This window comes from Paracoccus sp. NFXS7, from assembly GCF_040148865.1.
Lineage (GTDB): Bacteria > Pseudomonadota > Alphaproteobacteria > Rhodobacterales > Rhodobacteraceae > Paracoccus > Paracoccus marcusii.
Window position 1 is genome coordinate 132153 of sequence record NZ_JAKEKV010000002.1, and the last position, 16300, is coordinate 148452.

General features: G+C 68.2%; 19 protein-coding genes. 4 read left to right on the forward strand and 15 right to left on the reverse strand.

Features of this window, described 5'->3' with window-relative positions; translation table 11 throughout:
- Positions 1-62: 62 nt before the first annotated feature.
- From LZ686_RS05330 to LZ686_RS05370, 9 genes are read right to left on the reverse strand one after another with little or no spacing between them, the layout of a single operon-like run.
- A complete protein-coding gene (locus LZ686_RS05330) occupies positions 63-434 on the reverse strand; it encodes a hypothetical protein (RefSeq protein WP_045982803.1) in 372 nt (123 codons plus the stop codon).
- Positions 428-1489, reverse strand: a complete 1062-nt coding sequence (gene flhB / locus LZ686_RS05335) for a flagellar type III secretion system protein FlhB (RefSeq protein ID WP_148911171.1) — start codon at positions 1487-1489, stop codon at positions 428-430. The genes LZ686_RS05330 and flhB overlap by 7 nt, the downstream gene beginning before the upstream one ends.
- A 10-nt stretch (positions 1490-1499) precedes the next feature.
- Positions 1500-2258, reverse strand: coding sequence for a flagellar biosynthetic protein FliR (locus tag LZ686_RS05340; protein WP_349547187.1), 759 nt, complete (start codon positions 2256-2258; stop codon positions 1500-1502).
- Positions 2255-4354: a flagellar biosynthesis protein FlhA gene (locus LZ686_RS05345; protein ID WP_046000676.1), complete on the reverse strand. Its 2100-nt coding sequence runs from the start codon at positions 4352-4354 to the stop codon at positions 2255-2257. The genes LZ686_RS05340 and LZ686_RS05345 overlap by 4 nt, the downstream gene beginning before the upstream one ends.
- Complete coding sequence (locus tag LZ686_RS05350) at positions 4351-4626, reverse strand: hypothetical protein (RefSeq protein WP_052714842.1); 276 nt, start codon at positions 4624-4626, stop codon at positions 4351-4353. The genes LZ686_RS05345 and LZ686_RS05350 overlap by 4 nt, the downstream gene beginning before the upstream one ends.
- Positions 4626-5492: a flagellar motor stator protein MotA gene (gene motA, locus LZ686_RS05355; protein ID WP_349547188.1), complete on the reverse strand. Its 867-nt coding sequence runs from the start codon at positions 5490-5492 to the stop codon at positions 4626-4628. Before motA ends, LZ686_RS05350 begins: the two co-directional genes overlap by 1 nt.
- 11 nt (positions 5493-5503) lie before the next feature.
- Entirely contained in the window at positions 5504-6046 is a 543-nt protein-coding gene (locus LZ686_RS05360; RefSeq protein WP_349547189.1) for a MotE family protein, read from the reverse strand.
- A complete protein-coding gene (locus LZ686_RS05365; protein ID WP_046000675.1) occupies positions 6039-6389 on the reverse strand; it encodes a hypothetical protein in 351 nt (116 codons plus the stop codon). The genes LZ686_RS05360 and LZ686_RS05365 overlap by 8 nt, the downstream gene beginning before the upstream one ends.
- On the reverse strand, positions 6386-6862 hold the full coding sequence (locus LZ686_RS05370; RefSeq protein WP_349547190.1) for a flagellar basal body-associated FliL family protein: 477 nt from the start codon (positions 6860-6862) through the stop codon (positions 6386-6388). The genes LZ686_RS05365 and LZ686_RS05370 overlap by 4 nt, the downstream gene beginning before the upstream one ends.
- Positions 6863-6979: 117 nt before the next feature.
- Between LZ686_RS05370 and fliF the strand changes: the two genes are divergently transcribed.
- Genes fliF through fliP form a run of 4 tightly spaced genes read left to right on the forward strand, consistent with a single transcriptional unit; the run spans position 6980 to position 10078 of the window.
- Positions 6980-8557: a flagellar basal-body MS-ring/collar protein FliF gene (gene fliF, locus LZ686_RS05375; protein WP_046000673.1), complete on the forward strand. Its 1578-nt coding sequence runs from the start codon at positions 6980-6982 to the stop codon at positions 8555-8557.
- The gene (locus LZ686_RS05380) at positions 8554-9126 is read left to right on the forward strand and encodes a hypothetical protein (protein WP_349547191.1); all 573 of its coding nucleotides are present in this window, start codon (positions 8554-8556) and stop codon (positions 9124-9126) included. The genes fliF and LZ686_RS05380 overlap by 4 nt, the downstream gene beginning before the upstream one ends.
- Positions 9114-9371 carry a FliM/FliN family flagellar motor switch protein gene (locus LZ686_RS05385; RefSeq protein ID WP_349547192.1) on the forward strand — a complete coding sequence of 86 codons (258 nt, stop codon included), beginning with the start codon at positions 9114-9116 and terminating at the stop codon, positions 9369-9371. The genes LZ686_RS05380 and LZ686_RS05385 overlap by 13 nt, the downstream gene beginning before the upstream one ends.
- Positions 9371-10078: a flagellar type III secretion system pore protein FliP gene (gene fliP / locus LZ686_RS05390; RefSeq protein ID WP_405045252.1), complete on the forward strand. Its 708-nt coding sequence runs from the start codon at positions 9371-9373 to the stop codon at positions 10076-10078. Before LZ686_RS05385 ends, fliP begins: the two co-directional genes overlap by 1 nt.
- Before the next feature lie 27 nt (positions 10079-10105).
- On the opposite strand, the gene dxs is transcribed toward fliP, so the two are convergent.
- The 6 genes from dxs to dapF form a co-directional block, all read right to left on the reverse strand.
- Positions 10106-12031, reverse strand: coding sequence for a 1-deoxy-D-xylulose-5-phosphate synthase (gene dxs / locus LZ686_RS05395; protein ID WP_349547193.1), 1926 nt, complete (start codon positions 12029-12031; stop codon positions 10106-10108).
- Positions 12032-12057: 26 nt separating this feature from the next.
- Positions 12058-12921, reverse strand: coding sequence for a polyprenyl synthetase family protein (locus LZ686_RS05400; protein ID WP_349547194.1), 864 nt, complete (start codon positions 12919-12921; stop codon positions 12058-12060).
- Positions 12921-13157, reverse strand: a complete 237-nt coding sequence (locus LZ686_RS05405) for an exodeoxyribonuclease VII small subunit (protein ID WP_045982791.1) — start codon at positions 13155-13157, stop codon at positions 12921-12923. The genes LZ686_RS05400 and LZ686_RS05405 overlap by 1 nt, the downstream gene beginning before the upstream one ends.
- Positions 13157-14068, reverse strand: a complete 912-nt coding sequence (locus LZ686_RS05410) for a histone deacetylase family protein (RefSeq protein WP_349547195.1) — start codon at positions 14066-14068, stop codon at positions 13157-13159. The genes LZ686_RS05405 and LZ686_RS05410 overlap by 1 nt, the downstream gene beginning before the upstream one ends.
- A gap of 122 nt (positions 14069-14190) precedes the next feature.
- Complete coding sequence (mtaB, locus tag LZ686_RS05415; protein ID WP_349547196.1) at positions 14191-15444, reverse strand: tRNA (N(6)-L-threonylcarbamoyladenosine(37)-C(2))-methylthiotransferase MtaB; 1254 nt, start codon at positions 15442-15444, stop codon at positions 14191-14193.
- Positions 15441-16268 carry a diaminopimelate epimerase gene (gene dapF / locus LZ686_RS05420; RefSeq protein WP_349547197.1) on the reverse strand — a complete coding sequence of 276 codons (828 nt, stop codon included), beginning with the start codon at positions 16266-16268 and terminating at the stop codon, positions 15441-15443. The genes mtaB and dapF overlap by 4 nt, the downstream gene beginning before the upstream one ends.
- Between the last annotated feature and the right edge of the window lie 32 nt (positions 16269-16300).

Here is a 16300-nt window from a genome sequence, read left to right on the forward strand (position 1 = left end):
TCCCCGTGGCTTGGCACCGTGCCTAGCATTCCGGTCGCAGCCTGTCCAATGCCGCCGACGGCTCAGTATTTCTCCTTGCGGCGGCGTTCCGCCTCGTCCTGTCCCAGGCCCAGCAGCGCCTCGGCCCGGCCGAATTCGCGCGCCGCCTGCTGGCGGGCGATCTGGAACCGGGGCAGCATCCGCTGCAGCTCCTGGTCGGCATGGCGCAGCTCTCGTGCGGCACGCCCGGCCTGGGCGTTGGCGATGCGCGCCTCGGGCAGGGTCAGGGGGGCGGTGCTGTCATAGCTTTGCGCCAGCGTGGCCTGCAGCGAATCGATGCGCTGGCGTGCGACGGTCATGTGCGCATTGAACGCCGCAAAGGTCTTGAGCTGACGCTCGGCCTTCAGCCGCGCGATGCGTTCCAGCTGCTGCAGCTGCTTGATCTTGTCTACCATCCGGAACGGGCCTTCTGTCGCATTTTCTCGGCAAAGCGGATCGCGGCGGCGACGGCGGCGAAATGGGCGCGGTCGATCTCCTCGCCCACCTTGACCTGGGCGTGGATGGCGCGGGCGCAGGGCGGGTCGGACCAGATGGGCACGCCCGCCTCGGTCGCCTTCGCGCGAATGCGGGCGGCGACCTCGTCGGTGCCCTTTGCCACGCAGACCGGGGCACGGCCGGACCCCCGCGACCATTTCAGGGCGACGGCATAATGGGTCGGGTTGACGATGATGACGTCGGCGGTGGGCACGTCGGCCAGCATCTGCTTCATCGCGATGTCGACCGCGCGCTGGCGGCGGGCGCCCTTCATGTGCGGGTCGCCTTCGGAATCCTTGAACTCGTCCTGCATCTCCTGGCGGCTCATGCGGTTCTTGCGTCGGTGGTCGAACCACTTCCACAGCATGTCCGGCACGGTGAAGACGATCGAGACGACCAGCCCCAGCATCAGCACCTGCCCAAGGATCGAGCCCAGCGCCGCAACCCATTGCCCGTCCGCCATCGCCGCGGCGGCGATCCGGTCCAGCAGCGATGCGAACAGGAACCACCCCCCCGCACAGACCAGCCCGGCCTTGCCCAGGGAAAAGGCAAAGGTTACCAGGCCGTCCTTGCCGAACTTCTGCGCGGCGTTCTTGACCGGGTTGATGCGCTTGATGTCGAAGGCCAGCTTCTGGGGCGAGAAGATCAGCGCCCGCGTGGCGATCAGCCCCAGAAGGATCGCCCCCATCACCAGCGCGGCCAAGCCGATCGTGGCGGTCGCGGCATAGGCGGCCAGGCCGCGCGCGATCGGTGCCGGCCCGCTGTCCGACCAGCCCTCGGCGCCAAGCGCCCGCGTGGCCATGGCCATCCATTGGCGCACCGCAAAGCCCGCCATGACTGAAAAGGCCAGGAATGCCCCCAGATACATCATCGTGACGTTCAATTCCGTCGATCGCGGAATGTCGCCCTTTTCGCGCGCACGCTGCAGCTTCTGGTCGGTGGCCTCGAACTGCTTGTCGTCGGTATCCTCGCTCATCCGCGGTCCCTCATGGCAGTGCCGGCAGCATGAAGCCCATGACCGCGTTGGCCCAGATGCTGACCAGCAGCGGCGCCAGGATCACCAACCCCATCAGCGCCAGCAGGATGGAGGCGGGCGCGCCGATGAACACGACCGGCAGGGCGGGCATCACCCGGTTGATGACCCCCGACAGCGCCTGGTACAGGAACCCGCCCAAGGTGAAGGGCGCGGCCAGCATCATCGCCAGCCAGAAGCTGTCGGTCACCATGCGGACGACGGCCATTACCAGTCCCTCGACCTGGGGCAGGTCCGCAGGCGGCCAGAGACGCAGGCTGTCGGCGATCAGCTCGACGATCATGACCGGCAGTCCCATGGCCATCAGGACCGCCATGCCGGCCAGGTGCAGCATGTTGCCGATGGGATGGGGCGACATCTCGTTCTGGATGCCCATGATCTGGGACAGTGACGCGGTCGCGGCAATGGCCGTGGTGGCGATGTCGATGGCGATGGTCAGCAGCCGCAGCATGATGCCCGTGGCAAAGCCCAGAACCATCTCGACCCCGACCTGCGCGATCATGCCCAGGGGTTGTTCGGGCATCTGCGGGCCGGGCGCGATGCCCGACAGCAGCGGCGCCAGCGCCAGCGCGATCGCCACCTTGACGCGGGCCGAGATCACGCGTTCGCCCAGGCCTGGCAGGGCCACCACGCAGGCCTGCACGCGGACATAGACCAGCACCAGCGCCCAGTCCAACCCCGGAACGATGGCCTGCAGCTGGTCCCACATCATGCGGCCTCGACGGTGCCCAGCAGGCGCAGTTCGGCGGCGGGATCGATCTCCTCCAGACCCAGGACCGGGACCGCCATGCCGTTGGCCCCCAGCACCGCGCGGACCATGCGGCGCCGGTGGTCGGGCGCGACCAGCACAGTGCGGGCGACGGGTTCAGCAAGGGACAGCGCGCGGCGGGTGGCCTCGACCAGCTTCTTGGACATGGCGGGGGTCATCGCCCCGCCTCCCGCACGTCCGGTTTCGGCATCGGCGCGCACGAACTCCGCCTCCCAGGCGGGATGCAGCTGCAGGGCTGCGACGCGACCGGCCTCGTCCGAATATTGCTGGGTGATCTGGCCGCGCAGGCGCTTGCGCACCAGCTCATAGATCGTCTCGGCCGATTCCACGTTGCGGAACTCGCAGATGGCATCCACGATCAGCGGCAGGTTGCGGATCGAGATCCGCTCCTCCAGCAGGGCGCGCAGGATCGCCAGCAGCGTCTCGGGCGTCACCTTTTCCGGCATCATCGCGTCGAAATACTTGCGATAGCGTTCGGCGCGGCCCGTGTCGGACAGGGTCTTCAGTTCCTCGATCTGGCGCTGCATCGCGCCAAGGGTCAGCAGTGCGGGCAGGTTGGCCTTGACCACCTCCATCAGATGCGTGGACAGCACTTCCATCGGGGTCACGACGGTGGCGCCCATGGTCGCCGCGTCCTCTTGGTCGGTCGGATGGATCCAGCGGGCCGGGCTGGAATAGACCGGCTCGCGGACCGCCACGCCGCGCAGATCGGCCAGCACGGCATCCGGGCCAAGCGCCAGGATCTCGGCCGGGCGCAGGGTGCCGCGACCGCGGATGACGCCGTGGATGCGGATCTGATAATCGCCGGGCGGCAGATCGTCGGTGTCGGTGATGCGCACATCCGGCAGGATCAGGCCGAAGCTGCGGGCGATGTGGATGCGCAGGTTGCTGATGCGGCTGCCCAGGCCCCGCGCCTGGTCCAGCGCGGTCACGATCAGGTCCGACCCGATCTCGACGCTGATGTCGTCGGTGTCCAGGACATCCCCTATGCGAGCGGCGGGCTTGATCGCGCTGTCGCCCAAGGGCAGGTCGGGCAGCGCCTCGTCCGCGATGCGGCGTTTCTGCGCGATGCGCCAGGCCATAAAGCCCATCCCCGCCGCGATCCCCAGAAACAGCGGCTTCGGCATCCCCGGCACGAGAGAGATCACCACCATCGCCGCAGCGACCATCGCCGCCGGCTGCCAGCTGCGCACGAACTCGGTCGACATCAGGCCCGCGGTGGTTTCCGTGGCCCCGCCCCGCGACAGCAACAGCGCCGCCGCCATCGAGGTGATCAGCGCCGGGATCTGGCTGACCAGCCCGTCCCCAACCGTCAGGTGGGAATAGGTCGCCGCCGCCTCTCCCAGAGGCATTCCGTGGATCGTGATGCCCACGACCAGACCGATGCACAGGTTGATCAGCGTGATGACGATCCCCGCCACCGCGTCGCCCTTGACGAACTTCGACGCGCCGTCCAGCGACCCGAAAAAGCTGATCTCGCGCTGTTCCTGGATGCGGCGGCGCTTCGCCTCCTGGTGGTCGATGGCACCGGCGTTCAGATCGCCGTCGATGGCCAGCTGCTTGCCGGGCAGCGAATCCAGCGCAAAGCGGGCGGCGACCTCGGCCATACGGCCCGAGCCCTTGGTGATGACCATGAAGTTCACCACAGAGATCACCGCAAAGATCGTGATCCCGACCAGGATCGACCCCCCCGCCACGAACTCGGCAAAGCCGTTGATGACCGAACCCGCCGCCTCCTTGCCGTTCTGCCCTTCGGTCAGGATCAGTCGGGTCGACGATACGTTCAGCGACAGCCGGATCACCAGGCTGACCAGCAGCAGGACCGGGAACGCCTGAAAGTCGGTGGGCTTCTCGACCAGCGAGGCCATGACCAGCACCATCACGGCGGTGGCGATAGAGATGGCGATGCCGAAATCCAGCACGCCGGCCGGCAGCGGGATCACCATCGATATGACGACCAGCACAAGGCCGCCCGTGACAAGCAGGGGCGCGTCCAGGATCTTGGTGGACTTGCCCGAGAGGGCGGCGATGGGGGTCATTCGCGGGGCTCCGTTCTGGTGGCCGCGGGGCGCAGGAGGTCGTCAAGCGACCAGGGACGTTCCGTCAACAATCCGATGCGGCGCAGATAGGCGATCGCCTGCAGCCGGTCGGCACTGTCCATCTGCAGCAGCGTCACGCGATAATCGCGCGGCAGCCCCTGTCCGGTCAGCAGCCATTCGTCGGCGGTGCGGCGAAAGCCGTCCAGCCCAGCGGCGGCGACCGGACCAGCAGCCAGGCAGGCGATCAGAAGCGGCAGGCCGATCCGGGTCATCACGCCGCCTTCTTCAGCTCTCTCAGGGCGCCTTCCAGCGTGTCGAAGCTGGGGCGCACATGTTCGGGCACGGTCTGGCGGCCGACCTCGACGCACAGGGTGGTGGCGTGCTGGTGCAGGCCTGCGACCAGTACCGACTTGACGACCTCGTAAAAGCCCAGGTCCTGCTTGACGACCGCGCCAAGCCGGTTGGCCAGCGGCGCCACGAAGCCATAGGACAGGAACACCCCCAGGAAAGTACCGACCAGCGCCCCGCCGATCATCTTGCCCAGAACCGCAGGCGGCTGATCGATCGAGGACATGGTCTTGATCACGCCCAGAACCGCCGCGACGATCCCCAGGGCGGGCAGCGCGTCGGCCATGTTCTGCAGCGCGTGGGGGACGTGCATCTCCTCCTCCTTGAGGACGGCGATGCGGCGGGACAGCATGTCCTCGACCTGGTAGGGATCGTCATAGTTCAGGCTGGCCGAACGCAGCGTATCGGCAATCAGCGAGACGACATGATGATCCGCCGCCAGCTTGGGATAGGCGGTGAAGATCGGTGATTCGCCCGGATTCTCAATGTGCTGTTCCAGCGCGACGGGGTTCTCCTTGGCAATCTTGAGTAGCTGGAACATCAGGCACAGCACGTCCTGATGATCCTGGGCGTTCCATTTCGGGCCCTTGAAGGCGCGGATCAGCCCGCCCAAGGTGGCCTTCAGCGTATGGCTGTCGTTGCCCAGCAGATAGGCGCCGACGGCGGCGCCCATGATCATCATCATCTCGAAGGGCAGCGAATGCAGGATGACGCCCATCTTGCCGCCGGCCAGCAGGTAGCCGCCGAACACCATGGCGATCGTAAGGAATATTCCGACGAAACCGAACATTGCGGGGTTCCTTATGGGTTGCGGACGCTGCGCGCGCCCATCTGGGCGGTCAGCAGGGCGGCCTGGCGCGGCTCGACCGCGGCGATGATGCGAGCGCCGGCCTCGGGCTGGACGCGCATCAGGATCTCGGCCGCGAAATCGGCGGGCAGGTTGGTCAGGATGGCGGCTGCCTCGGCAGGTTTCATCTGGTCATAAAGTGCGATCAGCCGGTCGATGTCGGTGCGCACGGCCTGGGTCGCGCCGTCCTGGCGGGCCGTGATGCTGCCCTTCTGGGCGCGCAGCTCGGCCAGCCGTTCGCGCAGGGTGCTTTCCGCCTGCGCCAGCTCGGCCTTCCGTGCGTCGATGGATTCCATGTAGCGTTCTATGCGCAGCGCACGGTCGCGCAGCTCCTCGGCCAGGGCCACGGCCTCGGGGACATCGCCGCAGCCGTCCAGCAGGTCGGTGGGCGCGGCCACGGCGGCAAACACCCCCGACAGGTTCTGGCCCTGCCAGATCATCGCACCGGCCGGCAGGGCGAACAGCAATGTCAGCGCGGGCAGCAGATGCCTAGCCATGGGACACCTCGCGCTTGCGCAGGCGGCGACCCGAAGGCATCGGCTGCGGCGCCTCGGAGGCGGCGGCGCCGATGCGCTGCCGCAGATCCCAGATGGCGCGTTCGCGGCGTGCGGTCTCGATTTCCTCGGCCAGGCGCTCGCTGGCGGCGGTGGCCTCGTCGCGGGCCGACCGGATGGCGCGTTCCAGGCGGTCGACCTCGGCGGCCATGACGGCGATCGCGCCCCCCAGACCGCTTTCCAGGTTGTTCATCCGCCGCAGGCGCCGCGCCAGGGTGGCGCAGAAGACGCCAAGCCCCAGGCAGGCCGCCAGCAGCAGGATCTGCATCAGTTGTTCCAGCGTCATTTGAATCGAAACTCCGTGATCAGAAGGTCCTTGACCGGCTCCTCGCCCAGGACGAAGCGGGTGCGGGTGACCAGTTCGGCGCGGATCACCTCGAGGACGCCGCGCTTGTCATAGGCCGCCGGATCGACGCCCGAGAGGAAGGTCGTGAACGCGTCCGACACGCGCGGCATCAGGTGGCTCACCTCGGCCTTGTGGGTGGTGTCGGTCTCGATCGTCGCGGACAGGACCAGGCTGCGGGCCCGCCCGCCCGGGATGACGATCTCGATGGTGGGGATGTCGATGAACTCGACGCTCATGTGCTCGGTCGACTGGACCGGCTCCTCGGGGCCCGACAGCATGCCGGAGGGCGACCAGAAACCCAGATAGCTGGATGCGAATCCCGCCCCGCCCAGGACCAGCGTCGCCACCAGCGGGATCAGCAACCCCTTCTTTCCGCGCGGCTTTTCGGGTGCCGCCGCAACAATGTCGGTCATCGTGATTCTCCGTCCTGACCAGACCGAAATATCAGGTTGCGACTAACCAATTCTTAACGTGGCCCATGTCATTTCAGGGTCAGACGACCATGACGCGATGATTCGAAAGGAACGGTTTTGCAAAAACTGCAGGACTACTGGAACGAGCGAAGCTCTCGACAGCGGATGATCCTGGGGGCGGCCTTTCTGGGGACGTTCCTGGTGATCGCGGGGTTCGGCTGGATGGCCAGCCGCCCCAGCATGGCCCTGATCTATGGCGGGCTGGACAGCGCCCAGGCCGGCGAGGTCATCGCCGGCATCGAACGCGCCGGCGTTCCCTACGAGGTGCGGGGCGACTCGATCTATGTCGCCGCCGATCAGCGCGACCGCCTGCGCATGGATCTGGCCGCCGAAGGCCTGCCCGCCGCCGGCAGCACCGGCTACGAGTTGCTGGACGGCATGTCGGGCTTTGGCACCACGTCGCAGATGTTCGACGCCGCCTATTGGCGCGCGAAGGAGGGAGAGCTGGCGCGCACCATCCTGGCCCTGCCCAACGTCCAGACCGCCCGCGTCCACCTGGCGATCGAGACCGGACGCGGATACCGCCGCGACCAGAACGGCAGCGCCTCGGTCACCCTGACCACCAATGGGGGCACGATCACGCGCGAACAGGCCGCAGCCTTGAAATACCTGGTGTCGTCGGGCGTACCGGGCATGCAGCCCGACCGCGTCACTGTCATCGATTCGCAGCGCGGGATCATCGCCGCGACCGAGGATCAGACAGGAGCCGACCGCGCGGCCGAGATGAAGCGCAACGTCGAACGCATCCTGGAGCCCCATGTCGGTATCGGAAACGCCATCGTCGAACTGAACCTGGACCTGCTGACCGAAACCGAACTGCTGACCGAACAGCGTTATGACCCCGAGGCCCGCGCCCTGATCTCGACCGTGACCGAGGAGACGACGGACGAGAGCAACTCGACCGGAAAGGGCGCAGTCACCGCGGCCTCGAACCTGCCCGATGCCACGGAACAGCCGGGCGACACCAGCCAGAGCAGCCGCGCCGAGAACCGGACCCAGTCCAATTTCGAGGTCAGCCGCACCACGCGTGAGGTTCAGCGCCAGCCCGGATCGACCCGCCGCCTGACCGTCGCCGTCCTGGTGAACGGCGTCCCGCAGGCCGGTGCCGACGGAGAGACCACCCTGACCCCCCGGTCCGAGGCCGAACTGCAGACGCTGCGCGAGCTGGTCGCCTCTGCCGTGGGCTATGACGAGGCGCGCGGTGACCAGATCACCGTCAAGTCGCTGCCCTTCGCCACGCTGGGCGAGAATGGCACCTTGGCCACGCCGGGCTTCCTTGATCGGCTGGCGCTGAACGATCTGGCGCGCATCGCGCTGATCGGCGTCTTTGCGCTGGCCGTGATCGTGATGGTCCTGCGCCCGATGATGCGCAATCGCGCGCCCGCCCCTGCACCGATGCTGGACAACAGCCTGCCGCCGATGCCCCCGATGATGGGCGGGCTGACGGGCATGATCGACGACGAGCCCTCTCCGGACAACCCGCGGATCGTGCCGATCGAGTTTCCGGGGCTGGACCAGCTGGCCCTGCCCCCTGCCGACCCGGTCGCCCGCCTGAAGGCGATGATGAAGGACCGTCATGACGAGAGCGTCAAGATCCTGTCGGGATGGATCGACAACAAGGAGAAGGTGAATTGAGCCTGGCCCTCTTCAAGCTTGAGTCCTTCTCGAACGCGGTCGCGGCGCGTGTCGAGGTGACCTACACGCAGGCCGACCTGGACCAGGCCTTTGCCGACGGCGTGGCGCAGGCCAGCGCGCAGGCCCAGGACGACCAGCTGCGCGCCCTGAGCGCCAGCCTGGAACAGGTCGCCGCCGGTCTGGCCGCGGACGAGACCCGCCGCCGCCAGATGCGCCAGGAGGCGGTCGATGCGCTGGCGCCGATCCTGCATCAGGTCCTGGACCTGATGGCCCCGCCCCTGGCGTCGCGCCGGCTGGAGGAGGCCCTGCAGGCAGAGCTGACCCATCTGGCGCAGCGCGCGACCCCCGTGGGCCTGTGCATCGCCTGCAGCGACCGGCTGGCCGACATGGTCCGCCGCTGCCTGGCCCAGGCCGGCCTTGAGGGCATCGAGATCGCCCCGGTCCCGCAGGACCTGATCACCGTGTCGCTGCAGGGCGGCCACATCGACTTTACCCCCGACAGCATCGCGGGCGACATCCGCGCCCTGATCGCGGAAATCACCCAGGAGGACAGCACATGGACGCACTGAAGCATCTGATCGACACCGACACCATCCAGGTCGAGGTGACTATCCGCCTTGGCCGCACGCGCCAGACCGTCTCGCAGCTGTCCTCAATGCGCGCCGACGACATCCTGGTCCTGGACCAGGCGATCGAGGACGGGGTCGAGATCTGCGTGGGTGACAAGGTCATCGCGCGGGGCGAGCTGACCGGCGACGGATCGACCGAAGACCGGCTGTGCGTGCGCGTCCTGGGCGCGACGGGGGCGGCGTGATCCGCGCCGCGGCCCTTGTCGCGGTCGCGGCCCTGCTGCCCTCGCCCCTGTGGGCGCAGGACTTGGGCGGCGCCCTGGGCGCCGGGCTGGGCGACAATGCGGTGATGCTGGTCCTGGTGCTGACGGCGCTGTCGCTGGCGCCGGGCATCGCGATCATGGTGACCGCGTTTCCGTTCATCGTGACGGTCCTGTCGATTTTGCGCCAGTCGATCGGCCTGCAGCAATCGCCGCCGAACATGCTGATCGTCAGCCTGGCGATCTTTCTGACCTGGTTCATCATGGACCCGGTCCTGCGTGAGGCCTGGACCGTCGCGGGCCTGCCCCTGCAGCAGGGTCAGATCGGCATCGCCGAGGCCTTCCAGCGCGGCATCGTGCCGTTCGAGGGGTTCATGGCGGCCCGCACCGACCCCGACACCCTTGCCAACCTGGCCGAGATCGCGCCCGGCACCGGCCCCGCAGACCGCCTGTCGGTGCTGATCCCGTCCTTCATGCTGTCCGAAATCCAGCGCGCCTTCGAGATCGGGTTCCTGATCGCCCTGCCCTTCCTGATCATCGACCTGGTCGTGGCGGCCGTGCTGATGTCGATGGGCATGATGATGCTGCCCCCGGTGGTGGTGTCGCTGCCCTTCAAGCTGGCGTTCTTCGTGGTCGTGGACGGATGGGGAATGATCGCGGGCGCGCTGGTGCGCAGCTATGCGCCCGGCTGACCCCCTTAGGGGATCAGCCGAAAGGTATCAGGCGCGGTCGGTGCGCCGCGCGGCCAACGACTGGACGCCCATCACGGAGAGGACCTTGTCCTCGATATGCTGGGCGTTCAGGCAGCTGCTGTCATACATCGCCCGCGGCGCGTCGTGGTCGACGAACGCATCCGGCAGGACCATCGACCGGAAGCGCAGCCCCTTGTCGAAGGCGCCCTCCTCGGCCAGCAGATGGGCGACATGGCTGCCGAAACCGCCGACGGCGCCCTCCTCGATGGTGATCAGCGCCTCGTGATCGCGGGCTAGGGCCAGGATCAGGTCACGATCCAGCGGCTTGGCAAAGCGCGCGTCGGCGACCGTGGGCGTGATGCCCCGCGCCATCAGCGCCTCGCGCGCGGTCATCACCTCGGACAGGCGCGTGCCGAAGGACAGGATGGCGACGCCCTTGCCCTCCGCGATCACGCGGCCCTTGCCGATGGGCAGGACCTGCCCGCGCTCGGGCATCTCGACCCCGGTGCCCTCTCCGCGCGGAAAGCGGAAGGCGATGGGGCCGCTGTCATGTGCGGCGGCCGTGGCTACCATGTGGACCAGTTCGGCCTCGTCCGCGGCGGCCATGACGACAAATCCAGGCAGATTGGCCAGGAAGGCGGTGTCATAGGCGCCGGAATGGGTCGGACCATCCTGGCCCACCAGCCCGGCACGGTCGACGGCGAACCGGACGGGCAGGTTCTGGACCGCGACGTCATGCACGATCTGGTCATAGCCGCGCTGCAGAAAAGTCGAATAGATCGCAACGAAAGGCTTCATGCCTCCCGCGGCCAGACCGGCGGCAAAGGTCACGGCGTGCTGTTCAGCGATGCCCACGTCAAAGCAGTGGCGCGGAAAGCGCTGCGCGAACTGCTTGAGGCCGGTCCCGTCCGGCATCGCGGCGGTCACCCCCAGGATACGATCGTCGCGGCCCGCCTGATCGATCAGCGCCTGCGCGAAGACGGCGGTATAGCTGGGCGCGTTCGATTTCGCCTTGGCCTGCACGCCGGTGATCACGTCGAACTTGGCGGTGGCATGGCCCTTGTCCGCGGCCGCCTCGGCCGGGGCATAACCCTTGCCCTTCTTGGTCACGACGTGGATCAGGACCGGACCGTCGGCCCGCGCCCGCACGGTGCGCAGCAGGGGCAGCAGCTGTTCCATGTCGTGACCGTCGACCGGCCCGATATAGGAAAAGCCCAGTTCCTCGAACAGGGTTCCGCCCACGGCCATGCCCTTGAGCATCTCCTTGGCGCGGCGCGCGCCCTCCTGCAGGGCGTCCGGCAGCATGCCGACGGCGCCCTTGGCCACTGCCTTCAGCTCCTGGAACGGCCCGCCCGCATAAAGGCGCGTCAGATAGGAGGACATGGCGCCGACCGGGGGCGCAATGGACATCTCGTTGTCGTTCAGGACCACGAACAGGCGCTTGCCCTCATGGCCCGCATTGTTCAGCGCCTCGTAAGCCATGCCGGCGCTCATGGCGCCGTCGCCGATGACCGCGATCGCATCGCCCGGGTCGCCGCCCAGTTCCCGCGCCATCGCGAAACCCAGGGCCGCGCTGATCGAGGTCGACGAATGCCCCGCCCCGAACGGGTCATAGGGGCTTTCCGCCCGCTTGGTGAACCCCGCAAGGCCCCCGCCCATGCGCAGCGTGCGGATGCGGTCGCGCCGCCCTGTCAGGATCTTGTGCGGATAGCACTGATGCCCCACGTCCCAGATCAGCTTGTCGCGCGGCGTGTCAAAGACCGCGTGCAGGGCCACGGTCAGTTCGACCACGCCCAGGCCCGCGCCCAGATGGCCGCCGGTCACGCTGACGGCGCTGATGGTCTCGGCCCGCAGCTCGTCGGCAAGCTGGCGCAGTTGCGCGTCGGTCAGGGTCTTCAGATCCGACGGCAGGCTAACGCGGTCCAGAATCGGCGTCTTGGGTCGATCGGTCATGGCTGGCCCTCCTCCGGGGCGGGCGTTCAAGTGTCGCGCTCGATAACGAAACGCGCGAGATCGTGCAAGTTCCCGGCGGCATCACCATAGTGCGACAGCGCATCGGTTCCCATGGCGACACGACGCCGCGCCTCGGCCTGTGCGCCGTCCAGGCCCAGCAGCGACACGAAGGTCGCCTTGCCGGCCCCGGCATCCTTGCCGACGCGCTTGCCGGTCACGGCCTCATCGCCGGTCACGTCCAGGATGTCGTCGGCGATCTGGAAGGCCAGGCCCAGGGCCATCGCATAGCGGTCCAGCGCCGCGGGATCGTCGCCCGCGATCAGCGGCCCTGCGGTCGCGGCAAAGCGGATCAGCGCGCCGGTCTTGCCACCCTGCAATTCGGTGATCGCGTCCAGGTCCAGCGGCGTGCCCGCGGTTTCGGCGGCGATGTCCAACGCCTGCCCCCAGACCATGCCCGCCGCCCCCGACGCCTGCGCCAGCGCGGACACCAGCCGCACCTGCGCTTCGGGCGCGCCGATGCGCGGATCGGTCAACAGCTGAAACGCCAGCGTCTGCAGCGCGTCGCCCGCCAGAATCGCGGTCGCATCGGTCCATTTGACATGGACGGTCGGCTGACCGCGCCGCAGGTCGTCGTCGTCCATCGCCGGCAGGTCGTCATGGACCAGGCTATAGGCGTGCAGCGCCTCGACCGCCGCGGCGACCGGCAGGGCGGCATCGTCGGACACCCCATGCAGGCGTGCCGATTCCATCACCAGAAAGGCACGCAGGCGCTTGCCGCCGTTGACCGCATAGGCCATCGCATCGCGCAGATCGCCGGGCGGCAGCGCCGTGATGGCGCGATCCAGCTCGGCCTGAACCTCGATGCGGACACGCGCAAGGCGGTCCTGCATCACAGGCCCTCGACGGGGGTGGTGCCGGCAGGCTGGCCGTTGGCGGCCAAGGTGATCTTCTCGACCCGCTCCTCGGCCTCGCGCAGGCGGGCCTCGCAATGCGCGCGCAGGGCGGCGCCGCGTTCGTACAGCGCGATCGATTCCTCCAGCGTCGCCTCTCCGGTCTCCAGCTTGCCGACCGTGGCCTCCAGCTCGCGCATGGCCTCCTCGAACGAGAGGGTGGTGATATCGCTCATCAGTCGGCCTCCATCAGCACATCGACATGGGCCCGCACGCTGCGACCCAAGGCCCGAAGGTCATAACCACCTTCCAGGCAGGATACCACCGGGGCCTTTCCCGCCGCGTCCAGGATCGCGCGTGTCAGGGCGGCATAATCGTCGTCGTCCCATTCCAGCTGCGCCAGCGGATCGTCGCGATGGGCATCAAAGCCGGCGGAAATCAGCACCAGCTGCGGCGAAAACTCCCGCATCCGGTCCAGCGCGCCCTGCCATTCCGACAAAGCCAGCGCCCCGTCCGATCCGGGCGGCAGCGGCAGGTTCACCACCTGCCCATGCGCGCCACGCTCGGACGCGGCCCCGGTGCCCGGCCACAGGGGAAACTGCTGGCTGCTGACGAACAGCACCCGCGCCTCGTCCCACAGCAGGGCCTGCGTGCCGTTGCCGTGATGCACGTCGAAATCCAGAACCGCCACCCGCTCCAGCCCGTGATGATCCAGCGCGCGTTTCGCCGCGATCGCCACAGTGCCGAACAGGCAGAACCCCATCGAGACCTCGGCCTCGGCATGGTGCCCCGGCGGGCGCAGGGCGACGAAGGCCCGCCGCGCCTCTTCGGCAAGAACAGCGTCCACCGCCGCACAGGCCCCACCCACGGCACGCAGCGCAGGCTCCAGGCTGCCGGGCGACAGATGCGTGTCCGCGTCGATCTGGCGGGTCCCCGTCTGCGGCATTGCATCGCGCAGGCCCTGCAGATAGCGGACGGGATGACAGCGCAGCACCTCGGCATCCTCGGCCACGGGCGCCTCGCGCCGGTCCAGCGCCAGCCCCTCCAGCGCGGCCATCACGGCATCATGTCGGGCCACCTGCTCGGGGTGGCCATCGGGCGTCACGTGGCGGCGGGCGCTGTCATGGGAATACAGGATCACGGTCATTCATCTCCTCCGAAGGGGCAGGCTAGAAGCCCCCGCGCATCCCGGCAACCCGCCATTTCTCCGTTGCGAAAATACCCCGGGGGAGCCCGCAGGGCGGGGGCAGCGCCCCCATGCCCCCCCTGTCAGACTGTCAGCCGTTGCCCGTCATGCCCCGCAACGGTCAGGGTCATCAGCGCCCCTTCGGGCTGGTCGCTGTCAAAGGCAACCTCGGTGAACTGTTCGGTCCGGCCAAGGCGCGGCCCTTCGGTCAGCACCCGGTGCGCAACCCCGACCTGCGCCTCCAGATGTGTGCGCAAGGCCGCATCGCCCGCCGCCCGCAGCCGCGCGGCCCGGTCGCGGATCGCGGGACCGGGCACGGCGGGCATGCGCGCCGCGGGCGTGCCCTTGCGCGCCGAATAGGGGAAGACATGCAGAAAGGTCAGGCCGCAATCCTGGACCAGCTTCAGTGAATTGTCGAACATCGCATCGGTCTCGGTCGGAAAGCCGGCGATGATGTCGGCGCCGAAGACCATGTCGGAACGCAGCCGCCGCGCCTCTTCGCAGAAGGCGATGGCATCGTCGCGCAGATGGCGGCGCTTCATCCGCTTCAGAATCATGTCGTCGCCCGCCTGCAGCGACAGGTGCAGATGCGGCATCAGGCGCGGTTCAGTCGCGATGGCCAGCATCAAGTTCTCGTCCGCCTCGATCGAATCGATCGAGCTGATCCGCAGGCGCGGCAGGTCCGGCACCAGCCGCAGGATGCGCATGACCAGATCGCCAAGCCGCGGCGTGCCCGGCAGGTCCGCGCCCCAACTGGTCAGGTCCACCCCGGTCAGCACGACTTCGTTAAAGCCGCGCCCGACCAGACGCTTGATCTGCTCGACCACCACACCTGCTGGCACCGACCGCGAATTGCCGCGGCCATAGGGGATGATGCAGAAGGTGCAGCGGTGATCGCAGCCGTTCTGGACCTGCACATAGGCCCGGTGCCGCCCGAACCCGTCGATCAGGTGGCCCGCGGTTTCCCGCACCGACATGATGTCGTCCACGACCACCTTCTCGGTCTCGCCGATCAGGTCGGGGGCGCGCAGGGACGCCCAGGTGGCGGGCTGCATCTTCTCATGGTTGCCGATGACCTTGGTGACCTCTGGCATGGCGGCAAAGGTTTCGGGTTCGGTCTGGGCGGCACAGCCGGTGACGATGACCGGCACGCCGGGATTCTCGCGCGACAGGCGGCGGATCTCTTGGCGGGCCTTGCGGACGGCTTCGGCGGTCACGGCGCAGGTGTTGACCACGACCGCGCCGGACAGGCCCGCGGCCTCGGCCATCTCGCGCATGGCCTCGGTCTCATAGGCGTTCAGGCGACAGCCCAGGGTGGAAAAGACCGGCGCGCTCATGCCAGCCACGCAGGCGTCAGGCGCCCCTCGAAGACGATGGCGGTCGGCCCCTCCATCCAGACGCCATCCTCGCGCCAGTCGATCAACAGCTGCCCGCCGGGCACATGCACCCTCACGCGCCGCTCGGTCAGCCCGCGCCGCGCCGCCGCCACCACTGCCGCACAGGAACACGACCCGGATGCCAGCGTCGGCCCGGTTCCGCGTTCCCAGATGCGCAGCCGGATCGCGTCGCGCGACAGGACCTGCACGACCTCCACATTGGTGCGTTCGGGATAAAGCGGGTGATGCTCATGGTCAGGGCCGAAACGGTCCAGATCGACCGCGTCGGCGTCCTCGACGAAGAAGGTCACATGCGGATTGCCCATGCCGGTCGCGACCGGATCACCCGCGATGGGCAGATGATCGATGTCCACGTCCCGCGCCAAGGGGATCGCGCGCCAGTCCAGGACCGGCGGCCCCATGTTCACACGGGTCAGCCCGCCGCCCGCGTCCTCGGCCAGCAGCATGCCGTGATCGGTCCGCAGGCGCAGCGACGCCGCCCCGGTCTGGTCCATCAGCCAGCGCGCGATGCAGCGCGTCGCATTGCCGCAGGCCGACGACAGCGACCCGTCCGCGTTCCAGAACACCAGTCGCGCATCCGCATCACCGCAATCCTCGACCCCGGCCAGCTGGTCGAAACCCACGCCGCGATGGCGGTCCGCGATGCGCGCGACAAGGCCCGCGTCCGGCCGGGCCAACCCGCCGCGCAGATCCAGTACCACGAAGTCGTTGCCCAGCCCGTGCATCTTGAGGAAGGGCAGCCCGGTCGAATGAGAATGCGTCATGGCCGCGATATAGGCCGCACGGACGGATTCCG